Genomic DNA, 15,790 nt, shown 5'->3' on the forward strand with positions numbered 1-15,790 from the left:
TAACCTTGCCGCAAGCCTCCATGGTGAAGGATGTCGGGCATTGCCCTTGCAATGCCGCCACTTTTCCCAGGAGTCACCATGTCGAGACACGCTGCTACATCCCTTGCGCGCGCCGCCCGTCAATTCGTCGGTGTCGGCTTGATTGCCTCGCTCGCCGCGCCAGCCGTGGCCCAGGCGGCAGACGACAAGGTCTTCGGCTGGGTGGAAAAGGCGACCATCGAGCCGTGGGGCGTGATGGTGAAGGCCAAGCTGGATAGCGGCGCGCTGACCTCCTCGATGCATGCCGAGAATATCGAGACCTTCGAGCGTGATGACGAGGAGTGGGTGCGTTTCGATGTGGAAGTCGAGGACGAAGCCAGGGGTGACAAGGTCGAGAACACCTTCGAGCGCCCCCTGTATCGCGACCTGACGGTGTCCGGCGCTGGCGGACGCGATACGCGCCCGGTGGTGCTGATGACGCTGTGCATGGGCGGCGAGCGCTACGAGGAGCAGTTCAGTCTGCGCGATCGTGACGGCATGAATTACCCGGTGCTGCTGGGGCGCCGCACCATCCAGAGCCTGGGTGTACTCGATGTGCGCAAGACCTTCCAGACCAGCCCGGACTGTGTCGAGGACGCGCCGCTGCATCGCTATGAAGACAAGGAGTATTCCGACCGCATCGGCGCGGCGTCCTGATCTTATGCCGCTCTGAACGCTCATTGCGCTGCGGGCTGCGCGCTGAGAGCAGCACGTCGAATAAAGCGTACCGCGCACATTCATCACAAGAGGGAGGCCAGCATGTCGGACACCGCCAGCCAGCAACCTCAGCGTGACGGTTTGCCACTCATCAGGATCTACTACGACGCGCGCTGCCCGGTGTGTCGTCGTGAACGTGCCCGCTACGAGCGGCTGTCGCGCCAAGACGCCAACGTCGAGTGGTGGGATGCGACGGATAACGCCGAGCATCTCGCCGCTCGCGGCATCGGCCTTAAGCAGGCATTGCTGTCGTTGCATGTCGAGACAGCGCAAGGGCAGATCCGTGAGGGCATGCCAGCGTATCGCCTGCTGCTTGCGCGCATCCCCGGTCTTGCCTGGCTGGGGTGGCTGATCACGCGGCCGCTGATCGAGCCGGCGCTGACGCGAGTCTACGATGCCTGGGTGCGTCGTCGGCTGTGTCGAGATGGCAGGCTGTGAGTGCCGGCGAGCCCGACGCAGCGAGCTGGAAGCCCTGCTGGTTCATCATGCTTTTTTGATATGCAAATGCTAATAGTTTTCGTTAGTATGTGAGGCACTGTCTGTTTCTTCACGTCTGCGAGCTTCCCGATGATCGACGCGCTTTCCCCGCTCTTTGCCGGTCCGATGGTTGCCTATCGGGACCTGATCACTACCTACACTCAGGTGCAGGCAGATGATGAGGCGTCGCTCCAGCGTGTCGTGCCCGCGCGCGATGTGCTCAGCCCCGGGTGGCTGGCGGCGTGCATCGCCGCGCATGGCATGCAGTACGAGGCCAGCCCGGCAGACGCCGCCTCTCACCACAGCGCCCCCGATGAGCAGGCGCTGCTTTCCCAGTGGTCCAAGTACCTGTTGTCCTCGATGGTATCGCTGCCGCTGGCGGCCAACCTGTTGCTGGACCATCAACTGCCGCTGGAGCTGCGGCATCTTTCGCTGCGCCTTGGCGAGCATGGTGTGGTCACGCAGCTGATACTCGATGATGCGGCGGGGCAGGGCACAAGCCTCCCGGCGGAGATCGAGTCGGCCGATGAGGCGACGCGGCTCCAGGCGCGTTTTCAGGGCTACCTGGCGCATCTTGAGGCCGTCATCGAGCGCCTGGTGCCGCACACTGCGCTGGGGCCCAAGGTCTTCTGGAGCAACGCGGCGCATTACTTCGTCTATATCGTCGGCATGCTGGAAGAGCAGGGCTGGGTCGCGCAGGCGGCGCCGGCACGTCAGCTGATGGCGACCAGAATTCTGGCCGACGGGCGGCGCAATCCGCTCTATCAGCCGGTCAGCGACGTGATGGACCGTCATGGCGAACGGCATACGCCGCGCAAGGTGTGCTGCGTGCGTTATCGCATCGAGTGTCTGGGCTATTGCAGCAATTGTCCGCTGAGCATCGAGCGCGCCACGGCCCGCCGCGCCCAGACGCGTCGGGTCGATCAGCGCGCCAACTCGCGCGCGACGCTGATCGGTAGCGACCTGTCCTGATAGGTAGCTTCCTGGGCGGCAGCGGTCTGTGTTGATCGGCGCCCTCTGGTAAGATGGCGTCCCCTGTCATTGTCCGGTATGTCGTCATGTCCTCGTCTTCGCGTCGCCCACGCGGTGCTTCCCTCGCCAAGTCCGGCGCATCCTCCCGACACGACTCGGCTGACAGACGTCAGCAGGCCGCCCCGGCTGACCGTCGTGATCCGGCCGCCCGCGAGAAGCCCAGCGCGGCCAAGGCACCTTCCGTCCAAGCGCCTGCCATCAAGGCGCCTTCTATCAAGGTGACCCCGGCTCGCAAGGGGCAGCTGCACCCCCGCAACCCGCATCGTGGGCGCTATGACATGGCCGCGCTGGTCAAGGCGAGCCCGGCACTGGCGGCCTTCGTGATCAAGACACCCGCTGGCAGCGAGTCCATCGACTTCGCCGATCCCGTGGCGGTCAAGGCGCTCAATCGGGCCCTGTTGAGTCGCCATTACGGCATCGCCCACTGGGACATTCCCGCCGGCTATCTGTGTCCCCCCATCCCCGGGCGCGCCGATTATCTGCATTACCTGGCGGACCTGATCAGTGAAGCGAATGGCGGTCAGCTGCCGGCGGGTGAGCACGTGCGCGCGCTGGATATCGGCACCGGTGCCAACCTCATCTACCCCCTGCTGGGCAATCGCAGCTTTGGCTGGCAGATGGTCGGCAGTGATATCAGCGCGCAGGCGATCGACTCGGCTCGCGCGATACTGTCCGCCAATGCGCGCCTCAAGGGCCAGATCGAGGTGCGCCTGCAGGCCGATCGCACGCGCCACTTCGCTGGTATCTGGGGCGCGGATGAGCGTTTTGATCTAGTGCTTTGCAATCCGCCGTTCCATGCCAGTGAAGCCGATATGGCGCGGGAATCGCAGCGCAAATGGCGCGGGCTCGACAAGTCGCGTCAGCAGCGCGGCAATGCCTCACGCAAGGGGCGTGCACGCAACGCGCCTGCGCTGAATTTCGCGGGTCAGGCGGCCGAGCTCTGGTGTCCGGGCGGGGAAGAAGCCTTCGTCACCCGCATGATCCAGGAGAGCCGCAACGTCGCCACGCAGTGCCTGTGGTTCACCTCGCTGGTCGCGCATTCGGCGAGCCTGACCGGTATCAGGAAAGCCCTCAAGCGCAGTGGTGTCAGCGAGGTCAGGGTGGTCGAGATGTCCCAGGGGCAGAAGGTCAGCCGCTTCGTCGCCTGGTCGTATCTCACGCCCGACCAGCGTCGGCAGTGGGGGCGGGATCACTGGCAAGGGAAGTGAAGCGTCTGTCATAGCCGTATCAAGAGAGTCTTCGACTCAATGATGTCTTTGCATTGAAGCCCCCGTCGCCCAGCGCGACGGGGGCTTCTTGCATTGGCGGTTGTCATCCGCGCTTCACTTAAGCCTGCCTTAATAGTTTGCGGGCAAACTTTCTGCCAGAAACGCGCAGCCTGCCGGTTCCGATCGCTGCAGGATCTGACATCTATCCGGCTTGCTCGACGCCCAGTCATTGCTCAGGAGTTATTCCATGAAGTCCGCGATCACCATGACATCGCCTGGTCCAGACCACCCCTTGGCGCAGGGCGAGGAGCCCTTGTGCGGAGGAGTTTCGGTGTTGATACCGGCTCGTGATGAGCGTGACAACTTGCCGGGCCTTATTGCCGAGGTGCATGAGGCGCTTGCGGGGCAGCGCTACGAGATCATCGTGGTGGATGATGGTTCCAGTGATGGCAGTTGGAGTTGGCTCAAGCAGGCTGCGCAGGAAGATTCACGATTGCGTCCCTATCACCACGGCACCAGTTTCGGACAGAGTACTTCGCTGTGGCAGGCTGCCCGGCTGGCGCGCGGTCGATGGTTGGCGACCCTGGATGGCGATGGCCAGAATGATCCAGCGGACTTGCCGGACATGTTGTCACTGGCAACGCTCGAAAAGCTCGACCTGGTAGCTGGTCATCGCACGCAACGCCGCGATGATGCCGTCAAGCGTGTGTCATCACGCTTGGCCAACGCCATCCGACAAGCGCTGCTGCACGATGACACGCCAGATACCGGCTGCGGAATCAAGGTCATGCATCGTGACGTCTTCCTTCGGCTGCCGTATTTCGACCACATGCACCGTTTTCTTCCGGCGCTGGTTCGCGCCCAGGGTGGCAAGGTGCAGTCATTGGCAGTCCGTCACCGCGAACGAGTGGCAGGAGTATCCAAATACGGCTTCTTCGATCGGCTCTGGGTCGGTATTGCCGATATTGTCGGAGTGATGTGGCTTGTGCGTCGCTCGCGTCTACCGTCACCGCTCGAGAATATCTTTGGCCATGCTGCCAGTGAGGCCATCGACCATGGTTCGCTGCCGTTGGTGGGGACGCACGTGTCGACGCCCTCTGCATCCGCGCCAACAAACCTGTTTGACTCCCCCTCTAGATATCAGGCTAACGGTCACGATGCAGCAGCAGGTGACAGCAACCCGGACCAGGCCGACGTGGCGCGGGGTGCCTGCTGATGGATGTCAGTCCGTGGTGGGTCGCTGTCGGTTTTGGAGGCCAGGCGCTGTTCTCGGCGCGTTTCATCATTCAGTGGCTGGCCAGTGAGAAGGCACGTCGTTCCATCGTTCCGCGTGCCTTCTGGTGGTTCTCGCTTGCCGGTGGCATGACGCTGCTTGCGTATGCCATCCATCGCGAGGACCCGGTATTCATTGCCGGTCAGGGGGCAGGGCTTTTCATCTATCTGCGTAATCTGAGCTTGATCAAGCGGGATCGCCGGTCACTCACGTCGCCTGGCAGCGAAGCGTCGTCCCAGGCACCGCAGGAGTCCACTGTCGTCGAACACGCTTGTGGCAAGACGGAAGAATGCGAATTGGGCACTGACGACTCCCTGAAGGCCAGGCTCGCGTCGCTGGAGATAGAAAACGCCCGACTCAAGACTGAAGTGGCACACCTCCATGCCAATTCCGTTCGGCACCAAGGGACAGGCGCATGAAGGCAATGACGCCAGCTGGCGGTGTGTACCGAAGACTTTCCCGCCATCCCTGGTGGGTCCTGGGGGCGTTGTATCTATCTGTCTCTGCCATCGGGCTTGGCATGCGTATGCCGTGGCCTGCCGATGAGCCACGCTTCGCGCTCAATGGTCTCGAGATGTGGATCACGGGGGACTGGTGGTTGCCACACCGCGCGGGAGAGCTTTATCCCGACAAGCCGCCGATCTTCATGTGGCTCAGTGCCTTGTCCACTGGCTTGGTGGGGGATATCCGCATCGGCTTTGCCCTTCCATCGCTGGTGGCCGGGGCCGCGACTCTGGGGCTGAGCGTGGACCTGATTCGCCGCCTGCATGGCCGGCACACAGCCTTCATTGCCGGGCTGTGGTTGCTCGCGTCAGTGCAGTTCATCTTGCAGGCTCGTACGGCTCAGATCGACATGCTGGTCACGGCTTTCATCCTGCTGGGTAGCTGGGGATTGTTGCGGCATGCATTGCTCAATGATGGCGTGCGCTATTTCTATCTCGGCTGCTTTGCGATGGGGCTTGGCATCCTCACCAAGGGGGTCGGGTTCCTGCCGTTGCTGATGTTGCCTTTCTGGCTGATGGCTGCGCGTCACGCATCGACTTGGCGCAGCAGTGGTCGTCGCGCAGGGCAGCTGACATCACGCGAGCTGTTGATCGGACTCTGCTGGATGCTGGCGGCTCCGCTGCTCTGGGTAGGGCCGATGCTGGTGATGTCCTTCGTGTCCGGCGATTCGGAGCTTGCCGCCTATCGCGACAACATCCTGCTCAAGCAGACCGCTGAGCGATATACCGACAGCTGGCATCATCTGAAGCCTTGGCATTACTTCCTGACCAGTGTGATTCCCTGGGCATGGATGCCGCTGCTGCTGACGCTACCCTCGTGGCCGAAGGCACTCGCTCGCCGCTTCTCGCGCCGCGATCTACGAGTCTGGCTGCCCCTGGTGGGTGCGGCATTGATGGTGGTCTTCTTCTCGTTGTCTCCAGGCAAGCGGGGAGTCTATATCCTGCCGGCGCTGCCGCTGTTGGTGATCGGCCTGGCACCCATGTTGCCGGGGTTGTCACGTAAGCCCCATGTCTCCTGGCTGGGGTTTGCACTTTGCGCCGGACTGGCAGGCATCTTCCTGATCGCGGCACTGCTCGGTGTCTTCGGGTACCCGGCATTGGTGACGCTTGCTGCAAAGGAGGGGGTGGTGCCGTGGGGGTGGTGGGGGCTGCTGGGTGTCAGTGGTATCGCGCTCTGTACCTGGCTGAAACCACGGAACGGCTTGTTGGCCTTGGGGATTTGGCTCGTGGTGTTCTGGAGTCTGTGGGGCACCTGGGGGGCACGATTGATGGACCCGGTTCGCAATCCTGCCGTACTGATGGCGCAGGTTGCCGAGAAGAGCGATTACCAGGCATTGGCCATTCCCGATTTTCGTGAGCAATACATCCTGCAGGCGCGTCAGCCATTGTGGCACTTCGGTTACAAGACGCCGGAGGAAGACCAATTCTCGCGCCTCTATGCATGGCTGAAGGAGGCCCCGCAGAACCGCTGGGCTTTGTTGACACCCCGCAAGCTCAAGCGGCATGCCTGTCTGGATGGCGCACAGGCCATCACATTGAATGAGCCGGATGAGCAATGGGTACTGCTACCTGGCAGCGCGGCCGTGAAATGTCAGGGCAATCCCGATGCTGCGCCGATGTATCTGGCACCGACCTCGGTCTCGAATGAAGCGGCACAGCTGATCGGACTTCCCCAGCGACATACTCTGATGCCGGAGGTTCAGCCATGAAGTATCAGAAGCAACTTTCATGTGCGATATCCCTGGTGGGAAGGGGCTCCCATTCGTTGATCAACCTGAATGCCAGCGAGCGAATATGTTGGACGCTATGGGGAGTGTTGCTGATCTCAGCAGCGCTGGCACGACCCTATCTGCCCATCGATGAAACTCGCTATGTCTCGGTGGCATGGGAGATGTGGCATGCCGGCAGTGGGTTCGTCTCGACCATGAACGGGGCGGCCTACGCTGACAAGCCGGTACTGTTGTTCTGGTTGATTCACGCCGGATGGGTGGTCTTCGGAGTCAATGATGTCTGGCCAAGATTGGTGATGCCGCTGGTCAGTCTGCTGGGTATCTGGCAGATAGGGCGTGTCGCCCGCACCCTGTGGCCGGCCACTGGCCTGGCCGATGCCGAACGGCAGAGACATGAACTTTGGGTACGCATGGTGCGTTGGATGCTCGCCGGTTGTCTGATGTGGGTGCTCTATAGCCAGGCCTTGATGTTCGATGTGCTGTTGACGACGTGTCTACTGGGCGCGTTGCGGCCCTGGTGTACACCACAGGGAGGGAAGCCGTTCAGCCTGAGCGTCGTGCTCGAGAGTGGTGTGTGGCTGGGGTTGGCCTTGCTGGCCAAAGGGCCGGTCGCACTCTTGTGGTTTCTGTTGGTGGTCGGCTCGCGCCCCTGGTGGACGCAAGCACAAGCCCGCGAGGTGTGGGTCTGTGAGTGGCGCGGTTGGGTGTTGAGCCTGCTGCTGGGCATCGCGGTGTTGTGCATCTGGTTGCTTCCCGCCGTCATCACTGGCCCTCCCGACTATGTCGAGGATCTGCTTTGGGGCCAGACGGCAAACCGCGTCGTCTCCGCGCAGGATCATGCTCGACCGCCATGGTGGTATCTACCGTGGCTGGCGGTGTTGATCTTCCCGCTCAGCCTGCGCCCGCGATTGCTGATCGAGGGGTTTCTGGCCTCGGTTGCTCGGCGGCCAACGTCAGAGCAACCCTTGCTGAAGCTGGGACGCTTCTGGGCACTGGGCGCACTGCTGGTCTTTTCACTTATCTCCGGCAAGCAAGTGCATTATCTGATGCCGCTACTGGTACCGGTGAGTCTGCTGCTGGCCTGGGCTGCTCTGCGCCAGCCTCCGGCTCGCACATCGCTGAAACTGCTGGCGATGATCAGCGGTGGCTTGGGACTGACAAGCCTGGCGTTGGCGGTCATCGTCATGCCCGCAGGCTGGCTGACTGATGCCTCATTTCTGCCGACCAATGCAGCGCTGGTGGTTTCGGGCAACGCAAGCCTTGCGTGTCTCATGGCGGGAGCTAGCTTGCTGGCCTTGATGGTATGGCTATGGCCTTCCGTGGATGAGGCGAGACGCTCCATCACGGCTCAAACACCTGCCGCTGAGTCACTGGGCAATAGCGCGCTGAATGCTCAGCGGCGACTGGCGCTGGGCAGCGTGTTGCTGGTGACCTGCTTGCTGGCCCTGACATTGCGTCCGTTATGGCCACGTCTGGATCAGACTGCCCTGGCTCAATGGGTTCAGCACCATCAACAGGAAGGCCAGCAGGTGGCCGTCGTTGGCTGGGACTATCAGGCAACCTGGCAATTTCTGGGGCGACTGACCCAACCGCTGAAGCAGTTGAAGCGCGATTCAAGTCAGCTGGATTCCTGGCAGACAGCGCATCCCGATGGCTGGCTGATAATCGAGGCTGACAAATGTCTGCGTCTACCCGACACGCGAGGCCCTCTGGCCGGCATGCGTGATTGGTGTCAGGCGGCAGTAGACGATGGAGCCAATGCCACGCCGGTCTTTCATCAGGGACGCCACCGATTATTGACGGTACCCGCAGCGGCATTGGGCGGCCCCTCATCAGCACCAACGGCGTTGGTCATGACCGCTCAGGAGAAACGATGAGCATGAAGATACTGGTAACTGGGGCTGCAGGTTTCATTGGTGCTGCTCTGTGTGAGCGACTCTTGACGGAAGGCCTGCAGGTCGTCGGTCTCGACAATCTCAACCCCTACTATCCGTTGGCGCTGAAGCAGCACCGCCTGACACGTCTCGAAGCACTTGCCGGGCAGTGCGTTGCTGCCCCCGGGAATGCACGCCGGCTGGGCAGCTTTCGCTTCGTCAAGCTGGATCTTGTCGAACGTGAGGCGCTTCGCACATTGATGCAGGAAGAGGAGTTTGATGTCGTCGTCAATCTGGCGGCCCAGGCTGGGGTGCGCCACTCCATCACTCAGCCTTTTGATTATGTCGACAGCAACCTGGTCGGCTTCGTCAATCTTCTTGAGGCTTGTCGTGACAAGGCCCCGAGCCATTTGCTCTATGCTTCCAGCAGTTCCGTTTATGGGGATGATACCCGTCAGCCTCTGCAGGAATCCCAGGCGGGTGTACGCCCGCTCTCGCTGTACGCTGCCACGAAGCGCTCAAATGAATTGATGGCTTACAGCTACGCGCATCTCTATGGTTTACCGGTAACAGGGCTACGCTTCTTTACCGTTTATGGCGCCCGCGGGCGCCCGGACATGGCGCCACTTCGTTTCGCACGCAAGCTGCTGGCCGACGAGGTGATCGATGTCTACAACCATGGACAGATGGCACGTGATTTCACCCATGTCAGTGATATCGTGGAGGGCATCTACCGGCTTATGCACCTGCCGCCGACGCAGGAAGTGAATGCCGCTCCCTCGCGTGTCCTGAACCTCGGGCGTGGCGAGCCCATCGCATTGGGGAACTTCATCAATGGCCTCGAGGCAGCGCTGGGTGTCCCGGCTCGCAAGCGTCTGCTGCCGATGCAGCCAGGGGATGTCGAGCGTACCTGGGCAGATACCTCGACACTCGAGACGCTGACCGGCTTTCGCCCCAGTGTCAGTCTTGCCACAGGGCTTGAGGAGTTGGCTGAGTGGGCGCAGCAGTATCCGTCATTGCTGAGAGAAACCGATGATGAGCAATTGCCCCGGGTGAGATGTTTTGACGAAGCAGGCGTCGCTGCAGGTGGACATTCTGGACGCATGACAAAGGCCGGCATGTCCACCATGACGGCCTTGGCCTTCAGTAGTGGAACTCTCTTGAAGGCCTGAGTGGGATTCAGCGGCTGTATATCTGAGTTCAGGTCGAGGAGCGTCCAGCCTACCAACGCAAGGAGCCCCGCCAGTGAACTGGCGGGGCTCCTTGCGTCTTGCCTGTCAGCCGCTATCAGCAGCGACCCTCGCAGTTGGCAGGCTTGTCATTGGCGATGCGCCAGTCTTCCTCGTTGGCCAGCGTGGCCAGCGGCGACAGCATCGAGAAGTCGAACTCGGTGAGGCAGGTGCCGCGTTGTACGCGCTTGGGCCAGTCATGATTGGCCAGCGCCGAGCGACCGATGGCGACCAGGTCCGCGTGCTGCAGGGCGACCTGCGCCTTCGCGACGCTGGCGACATTGCCATTGGTGATCAGACTCACCTCGGCGGCCTTCTCGCTACGCACCTGTGCCGCCAGTGCGGTCAGGCTGAGGCTGCGCTCACGCTCGTCGTCTGCCTCGGGGAAGGCGGGAGCATCGACATCGCTGCCGGTCAGGTGCAGGAAATCCAGCCCTGTCTCCATCAGCTTGGCGAAGCGCTCGCGGGCCTCGTCAGGGCCGCCCTGCCAGGTGAGCTCCGGCTCGGTCACGGTGCCCTGGGACAGGCGCATGCCGATGGCGAAGTCGGCGCCGACCGCCTCACGCACGCTGCGGATGACCGCCAGCGGGAAGGCCAGGCGCGCGATGGCGTCGCCGCCCCAGGTATCGTCACGCTGATTGAAGCGCTCACTGATGAACTGGTGGATCAGGTAGCCGTTGGCACCATGCAGCTCGATACCATCGAAGCCGGCTTCCTTGGCGCGACGGGCGCTGGTGGCAAAGCCGGCGATCGCGTCGTGGATCTCCGCTTCGCTGATCTCGCGGGCCAGCGGGAAGGGGCCGGAGCCACCGTAGAAGCTGAGCATCTCGCCACTGGCGCGGCTCTCGGAGGGGGCAACGACCTCATCCTTGAAGCGGTTGTGCTGGGTTTGGGCGCCGGCATGCATCAGCTGGGCGATGAGGCGCCCACCTTGTTGATGCACGGCGTCGACCACCGGACGCCAGCTGTCCTGCTGCGCCTGGTTGGCCAGCCCCGGCTGGTTGGCGTAGCCCTGACTGAAGGCTTCATCGGTGTAGATGCCTTCGGTGATCAGCAGCGAGAAGTTGCCCCGCGCGAAATCGCGATAGTAATCGACCATGTCGAAGTGCACCTGGCCGTCATCCTGCGCGCTGGTACGCGTCATCGGGGCGAGCACCAGGCGATTGCTGAGCTCCAGCCCTGCGAAGGCATGGGGGGTGAACAATGCGGTGGTGTCTGTCATCTAGTACGTCTCCCGCGGAAAGCATTCCGCTGTCGTATCCGGTCGTAGGCCCTGAGCGTCTGCGTGCACAAAGAGGTGAAGATCGACGCAGTGCGGTGGCCTGAATGAATGATCGACGGATCATCTGCATGTCCTATATCGTGCCTGCCGCACCTGGGTGTCACAAGCCGGAACGCTGGAAGGAGAGTGTTGTCGTTTTGACAACCTGTGCATGTAATTGACTGAATTTGCGAGATTTTTTCTCAAATAATTCAGGGTTGCTGCATGAAGTGGCAACGCAGTGCTGCTTTCCATGCACATAAGCATATGCGCGCAACGACGCAGGCCCCGCAACCGTGGGTTGCGGGGCCTGCGTCATCAGCGCCAATCGTGCCTATGGCGAGTGCTCAGTGCTGGCGATCACTTGCCGTCGCACTGGGCGTTCTGCTTGCTGCTGCCGGAGGGCGGGCAGCCGAACCAGTTCTCGGTCGGCTTGGCCTGGCCGGTATTGGCGTGTCGGCCGCCCTGGCTGCCGATCTCGCCGCCATCGAGGCTTTTCTGTACCTGGCGCGTGGCGTTGTCCTTGGCTTGCTGACTTGCTTCGGGCTGTTCGTTCTGTTGATAGTGCGCGCCGTTGTCAGCTGCGCCGTCCGCGGTGCGCTTGGAGTGGCTGGGCGTTGGCTGGCCCTGCGAGGAATGCTGGGAAGAGGCCGCGCCGCTGGTCCCTGTCTCGGTGTTCATCTCGTCGAAGGCCTGGGTCGGGGTGAGGCCCAGCAGGCCCAGCATCACTGCGGCGGCGCCAATGCCACGGCGCAGGCGGGTGCTCGCGGCAGGGCGCTTGCCTGAGAGCAGACCATGGAGAGAGGCGTTGTCGTCAGTGATGTCTGTCGAGGTCTTGTAGAACATGATGAGGGGACTCCTTGCGGGTCTGGCTGCCGGTGTCGGCAGCCGCGCGGGTGAGGGATTCACCGGCGACGTATGAGGTGTCGGCGAATGCTGCGCCAGCTTGCGAGCGCACGATGCCAGACATGATAAGATGATGTGAGTGACTGCAACTCGGCGTTGCGCGCCAGGTAATCGATAGAGCAGTTATCGGGGCGCACGGCGGGAATTCAACTCTTGTTCAATAATTGGCCGTGGCGACGGGCGCACTCGCCGGGGTGGGTGGCGTGTCTTGCTCACACAATTGATAGGCAGCCGGCACGCGATCGATCAGACACTTGTGATGGCAAAAGGGCAGACGCCCCTTGAAGTCGCGACGCGCCATGACAATGTGAGTGGTACAGGGCAACGGCCCTGAGTGTTCACCCAGGTCAAGGAGACAGGCATGACGATCAAGAAAACCGGTTCCGCGCATTGGGAAGGTAGCGTCAAGCAGGGTAAAGGCACTGTCAGCAGTGAAAGTGGTGCGCTCAAGGATCAGCCTTACGGCTTCAACACGCGCTTTGAAGATGGCGCCGGCACCAATCCCGAAGAGCTGATCGGGGCGGCCCACGCCAGCTGCTTCTCGATGGCACTCTCGATGATGCTGGGCGAGGCGGGTCATGAGCCCAAGGCCATCGATACCACCGCCACCGTCCATCTGGACAAGGACGACAGCGGCTTCAGCGTGACCAAGGTCGCCCTGGTGACCAAGGCCGATGTGCCGGGCATCAGCGAGGCAGACTTCCAGTCCACTGCCGAGAAGGCCAAGGGTGGCTGCCCGATCTCCAAGCTGTTCACCGCCGAGATCTCGCTGGAAGCCTCGCTGGTCAACTGAGGCGTCGCTTGCAGGCGAGCCGTCGCAGATGAATAGCCATCAGGCATCGACCACGACAGAAACGACTCACGTGACCGCAGTCATCATCTCTGCGACGTGAGCATAAAAAACCGCCCCGAGGGGCGGTTTTTTTCGTTGTGTGCGGTGAGCTTTCCGAGCGCGTGTACTAGCGCTTGTCTGAGCCGTTTGCTGAACCGCTTTCTGAGCCGGTTTCTGAGCCGGTTTCTGAGCCTCTGCCTGACCCCCTGTCTGGGTTCATTGCCAACTCATCCTCCTCGCTGACCTCGCCGGCATGCTGCATGGCATTGCGGCGCGATTGCAGCCGCGTCAGTGGCTTGCGATCCGGCGTGCGGTACCAGCGAATGTTCTCGCGTGAGCATTGCTCCAGCTCGGCGATCACCTGGGCGCCGAGCAGCAGGATCACGGCACCGATCTCCAGCCCCAGCAGCAGCACGATCAGCGTCGCCAGTGAGCCGTAGACGGCGCCGACGAAGGAAAGGTGGGTGAAGTACCAGCTCAAGGCGAGGCGTGTCAGCTCCCACAGGGTGGCCGCGACCAGGCCACCGACCAGCGCGCGGCGGGTAGAGACGCGGGTCTGGGGCAGTATCTTGTAGATGGCGCTGAACAGCCCGAACATGCCGACGATGCTGATCAGATAGATTACCTCGCTGCCGGCATCACCCAGCGTCAGCTCGATACCGGTCAGCAGCGTCAGGGCGTCATTCATCGCCGAAGCCAGCGCCACTAGCAGGGTCAGCGCCAGCAGGCCCGCGCCCAGCACCATCACGAAGGCGTAGGGCAGCAGGGCGGAAATCCACGCGCTGCGCTTACGAATCACCGGATGCTGATGGAAGATCAGCGCGATGGCGTCTTCCAGCATGCGAAAGGCCAGTCCGGCGAAGAACAGCAAGCCGCCCATGCCGATCCAGCTGATCACCTCGCGATTGGCCAGCAGCTTGCGCACCGCGTCCAGCAGGATATCTTCCTGGCCCGGCCCCAGATGCTGGACCTGAATGGCGATGATGCTCATCAGGCGCGTTTCATCCACCAGGTGCGTCAGCAGCACACAGAGCAAGGCGAACAGCGGTACGCTGGACAGCAGGATGTTGTAGCCGACGCCACCGGCCAGCAGTACGCCACGGTTGGCGATGAACTGTCCGATGACGCGCAGGGCGAAGGCCAGCAGGCGCGGCAGAAAGCGCAACAGGCGGCTGCTCACGGAGTCTGCAGCAGGGTCTGGCATGGCTGGGCATCCTCGCTTTGGTTCGTGGTGTCAGTTCAAGGGTGATGTCAGCCGCGCTGTCGGGCGCGATGCTGGAAGAACGTCGAGGCGGTATAGAGCGCCAGACCACTCCAGATCAGCACGAAGGTGATCAGCATCGTCGGATGCAGGGCTTCCTTGAAGATCAGCAGCGCGATCAGAAACTGCATGGTCGGGTTGATGTACATCAGAAAGCCGACCGTGGCGAGGCGCAGGCGACGCGCCGCACCGGCAAAGGCGAGCAGCGGCAGCGCGGTGAGCACGCCGCTGGACATCATCAGCACGCTGGCGGGAAGCCCCAGCGGGCCGACATCGCTGGCCGCGAAGTGCGATTCGCCGGAGAACCACTGGCCGCCGATCAGCAGCAGCGCGAGTGGCGCGAGCATCATCGTCTCGACCAGCAGGCCCGACAGGCCATCCAGCGCGATGCGCTTTCTGAGCAGCCCGTAGGTGCCGAAGGTGACAGCCAGCGAGAGCGTGATCCACGGCAGTTTCGTCAGGCCGATCAGCTGCAGGCTCAGACCGAGAACGGCCAGCCCCAGCGCGAACAGCTGCACGCGCGTCAGACGCTCCTTCAGGAACAGCATGCCCAGCCCGACATTGACCAGCGGCGTCATGAAGTAACCCAAGCTTGCCTGCAGTACCTCATGCACCTCCACCGCGTGGATGTAGATGCCCCAGTTGAGCGCGATCAGGATCGAGCAGGCCAGCACCGGCACAAGCTTGCGGGGTTCGGCGAAGGCGGCGCGCACCGGCGACCAGCGCCGGATGACGCTGATCAGCAGCACCATGAACACGCAGCTCCACAGGATGCGGTGCAGCAGCACTTCCCAGGCGGGAATGCCCTCGAACAGCGCGAAGTAGAGCGGAAAACAGCCCCACATCACATAGGCGCTCAGCCCGAAACCGACACCCTTGGCGCTCTCGCGGCGCGCCTGCGCCAGACTCTCGGCGCAGGGGCCTGCCTGCTCCCGCCTCATGCGGAGTCGCTCGAACCATCCTGCGCCAGTGGCTTGCCTGCGATGTAGTAGCCAGAAAGCTCAAGGGCGATGAAGAAGCTTTCGGCCTCCGGATAGCCGGCCTCATTCATGGCATGCGCGATGGATTGGGCGCACAGATCGCGCACCTTCTGGCCACGTTCGAACCACAGCACCTCGACGAAGGGGAAGGCATCGACGAGCTGACCATCGAACACATACTGGGTGGTGATGCATTCCAGCGTGAATTCGTCGCGCGCGGTGGCGGTCGCTTCGCTCAGCTGATCGATCAGTGCGCGCGAGACAGGGGCAAGACGGGCAGGCGTGACACCGTGGAAGCGAAGCTGAGGCATGAAGCTCTCCTGTGAGTCGGGATGGGGAGTGGGCGAGCAAGATCGCGGTGAACTGGCGTCGCCGCAACCTGGCGTGGCGACTTTGCGTTCATCGCCAATATATCACTGGCTTCTGATGCTCACACCCGCCGCCAAGGATTCGTGCGCGTGCTGAGCGGTGCGGCGATGACAGATCATG

At 62.3% G+C, this 15,790-nt stretch carries 15 protein-coding genes; 10 read left to right on the forward strand and 5 right to left on the reverse strand.

What is annotated here, in order from left to right; translation table 11 throughout:
- Positions 1–78: 78 nt before the first annotated feature.
- The 9 genes from R2R70_RS03695 to R2R70_RS03735 all read left to right on the forward strand — a co-directional run bounded on the left by R2R70_RS03695 (position 79) and on the right by R2R70_RS03735 (position 10,004).
- The gene (locus tag R2R70_RS03695; protein ID WP_410977279.1) at positions 79–675 is read left to right on the forward strand and encodes an ATP-dependent zinc protease; all 597 of its coding nucleotides are present in this window, start codon (positions 79–81) and stop codon (positions 673–675) included.
- Between the two features lie 102 nt (positions 676–777).
- A complete protein-coding gene (locus R2R70_RS03700) occupies positions 778–1,173 on the forward strand; it encodes a thiol-disulfide oxidoreductase DCC family protein (RefSeq protein WP_153635436.1) in 396 nt (131 codons plus the stop codon).
- Between the two features lie 129 nt (positions 1,174–1,302).
- Positions 1,303–2,184: a siderophore-iron reductase FhuF gene (fhuF, locus tag R2R70_RS03705; protein ID WP_410977280.1), complete on the forward strand. Its 882-nt coding sequence runs from the start codon at positions 1,303–1,305 to the stop codon at positions 2,182–2,184.
- Between the two features lie 86 nt (positions 2,185–2,270).
- A complete protein-coding gene (gene rlmF / locus R2R70_RS03710; RefSeq protein WP_410977281.1) occupies positions 2,271–3,452 on the forward strand; it encodes a 23S rRNA (adenine(1618)-N(6))-methyltransferase RlmF in 1,182 nt (393 codons plus the stop codon).
- A 247-nt stretch (positions 3,453–3,699) separates the two neighbouring features.
- Positions 3,700–4,668: a glycosyltransferase family 2 protein gene (locus R2R70_RS03715; RefSeq protein WP_410977282.1), complete on the forward strand. Its 969-nt coding sequence runs from the start codon at positions 3,700–3,702 to the stop codon at positions 4,666–4,668.
- Positions 4,668–5,144 (forward strand): lipid-A-disaccharide synthase N-terminal domain-containing protein, encoded by a 477-nt coding sequence (locus R2R70_RS03720; protein WP_234368222.1) that lies wholly within the window; start codon positions 4,668–4,670, stop codon positions 5,142–5,144. Before R2R70_RS03715 ends, R2R70_RS03720 begins: the two co-directional genes overlap by 1 nt.
- A 101-nt stretch (positions 5,145–5,245) precedes the next feature.
- On the forward strand, positions 5,246–6,937 hold the full coding sequence (locus R2R70_RS03725; protein WP_339927259.1) for an ArnT family glycosyltransferase: 1,692 nt from the start codon (positions 5,246–5,248) through the stop codon (positions 6,935–6,937).
- Between the two features lie 104 nt (positions 6,938–7,041).
- Positions 7,042–8,835, forward strand: a complete 1,794-nt coding sequence (locus tag R2R70_RS03730) for an ArnT family glycosyltransferase (RefSeq protein ID WP_410977283.1) — start codon at positions 7,042–7,044, stop codon at positions 8,833–8,835.
- A 2-nt stretch (positions 8,836–8,837) separates the two neighbouring features.
- Entirely contained in the window at positions 8,838–10,004 is a 1,167-nt protein-coding gene (locus R2R70_RS03735) for an NAD-dependent epimerase/dehydratase family protein (protein WP_410977284.1), read from the forward strand.
- A 115-nt stretch (positions 10,005–10,119) separates the two neighbouring features.
- On the opposite strand, the gene R2R70_RS03740 is transcribed toward R2R70_RS03735, so the two are convergent.
- A complete protein-coding gene (locus R2R70_RS03740) occupies positions 10,120–11,283 on the reverse strand; it encodes an NADH:flavin oxidoreductase (RefSeq protein WP_410977285.1) in 1,164 nt (387 codons plus the stop codon).
- 399 nt (positions 11,284–11,682) lie between these two features.
- Positions 11,683–12,168 carry a hypothetical protein gene (locus R2R70_RS03745; protein ID WP_410977286.1) on the reverse strand — a complete coding sequence of 162 codons (486 nt, stop codon included), beginning with the start codon at positions 12,166–12,168 and terminating at the stop codon, positions 11,683–11,685.
- Between the two features lie 421 nt (positions 12,169–12,589).
- On the opposite strand from R2R70_RS03745, the gene R2R70_RS03750 reads away from it, so the two are divergent.
- The gene (locus R2R70_RS03750) at positions 12,590–13,021 is read left to right on the forward strand and encodes an OsmC family protein (protein WP_043335071.1); all 432 of its coding nucleotides are present in this window, start codon (positions 12,590–12,592) and stop codon (positions 13,019–13,021) included.
- Between the two features lie 166 nt (positions 13,022–13,187).
- On the opposite strand, the gene R2R70_RS03755 is transcribed toward R2R70_RS03750, so the two are convergent.
- From R2R70_RS03755 to R2R70_RS03765, 3 genes are read right to left on the reverse strand one after another with little or no spacing between them, the layout of a single operon-like run.
- On the reverse strand, positions 13,188–14,264 hold the full coding sequence (locus tag R2R70_RS03755) for a YihY/virulence factor BrkB family protein (RefSeq protein WP_410977287.1): 1,077 nt from the start codon (positions 14,262–14,264) through the stop codon (positions 13,188–13,190).
- 47 nt (positions 14,265–14,311) lie between these two features.
- Positions 14,312–15,262, reverse strand: coding sequence for an EamA family transporter RarD (rarD, locus tag R2R70_RS03760; protein ID WP_410977288.1), 951 nt, complete (start codon positions 15,260–15,262; stop codon positions 14,312–14,314).
- The gene (locus R2R70_RS03765) at positions 15,259–15,612 is read right to left on the reverse strand and encodes a DUF1904 family protein (RefSeq protein WP_410977289.1); all 354 of its coding nucleotides are present in this window, start codon (positions 15,610–15,612) and stop codon (positions 15,259–15,261) included. The genes rarD and R2R70_RS03765 overlap by 4 nt, the downstream gene beginning before the upstream one ends.
- Between the last annotated feature and the right edge of the window lie 178 nt (positions 15,613–15,790).

The sequence above is a fragment of the Cobetia sp. SIMBA_158 genome (genome assembly GCF_046566945.1).
In the GTDB taxonomy this organism is placed as follows: domain Bacteria; phylum Pseudomonadota; class Gammaproteobacteria; order Pseudomonadales; family Halomonadaceae; genus Cobetia; species Cobetia amphilecti.

Bases quoted from the DNA above. Each gene is read 5' to 3' on its own strand.
- R2R70_RS03765 (WP_410977289.1), bottom strand. From the start codon at position 15,612: ATGCCTCAGCTTCGCTTCCACGGTGTCACGCCTGCCCGTCTTGCCCCT.
- R2R70_RS03720 (WP_234368222.1), top strand. From the start codon at position 4,668: ATGGATGTCAGTCCGTGGTGGGTCGCTGTCGGTTTTGGAGGCCAGGCG.
- R2R70_RS03740 (WP_410977285.1), bottom strand. From the start codon at position 11,283: ATGACAGACACCACCGCATTGTTCACCCCCCATGCCTTCGCAGGGCTG.
- R2R70_RS03750 (WP_043335071.1), top strand. From the start codon at position 12,590: ATGACGATCAAGAAAACCGGTTCCGCGCATTGGGAAGGTAGCGTCAAG.
- rlmF (WP_410977281.1), top strand. From the start codon at position 2,271: ATGTCCTCGTCTTCGCGTCGCCCACGCGGTGCTTCCCTCGCCAAGTCC.
- fhuF (WP_410977280.1), top strand. From the start codon at position 1,303: ATGATCGACGCGCTTTCCCCGCTCTTTGCCGGTCCGATGGTTGCCTAT.
- R2R70_RS03715 (WP_410977282.1), top strand. From the start codon at position 3,700: ATGAAGTCCGCGATCACCATGACATCGCCTGGTCCAGACCACCCCTTG.
- R2R70_RS03745 (WP_410977286.1), bottom strand. From the start codon at position 12,168: ATGTTCTACAAGACCTCGACAGACATCACTGACGACAACGCCTCTCTC.
- rarD (WP_410977288.1), bottom strand. From the start codon at position 15,262: ATGAGGCGGGAGCAGGCAGGCCCCTGCGCCGAGAGTCTGGCGCAGGCG.
- R2R70_RS03735 (WP_410977284.1), top strand. From the start codon at position 8,838: ATGAAGATACTGGTAACTGGGGCTGCAGGTTTCATTGGTGCTGCTCTG.
- R2R70_RS03695 (WP_410977279.1), top strand. From the start codon at position 79: ATGTCGAGACACGCTGCTACATCCCTTGCGCGCGCCGCCCGTCAATTC.
- R2R70_RS03755 (WP_410977287.1), bottom strand. From the start codon at position 14,264: ATGCCAGACCCTGCTGCAGACTCCGTGAGCAGCCGCCTGTTGCGCTTT.
- R2R70_RS03725 (WP_339927259.1), top strand. From the start codon at position 5,246: ATGCGTATGCCGTGGCCTGCCGATGAGCCACGCTTCGCGCTCAATGGT.
- R2R70_RS03700 (WP_153635436.1), top strand. From the start codon at position 778: ATGTCGGACACCGCCAGCCAGCAACCTCAGCGTGACGGTTTGCCACTC.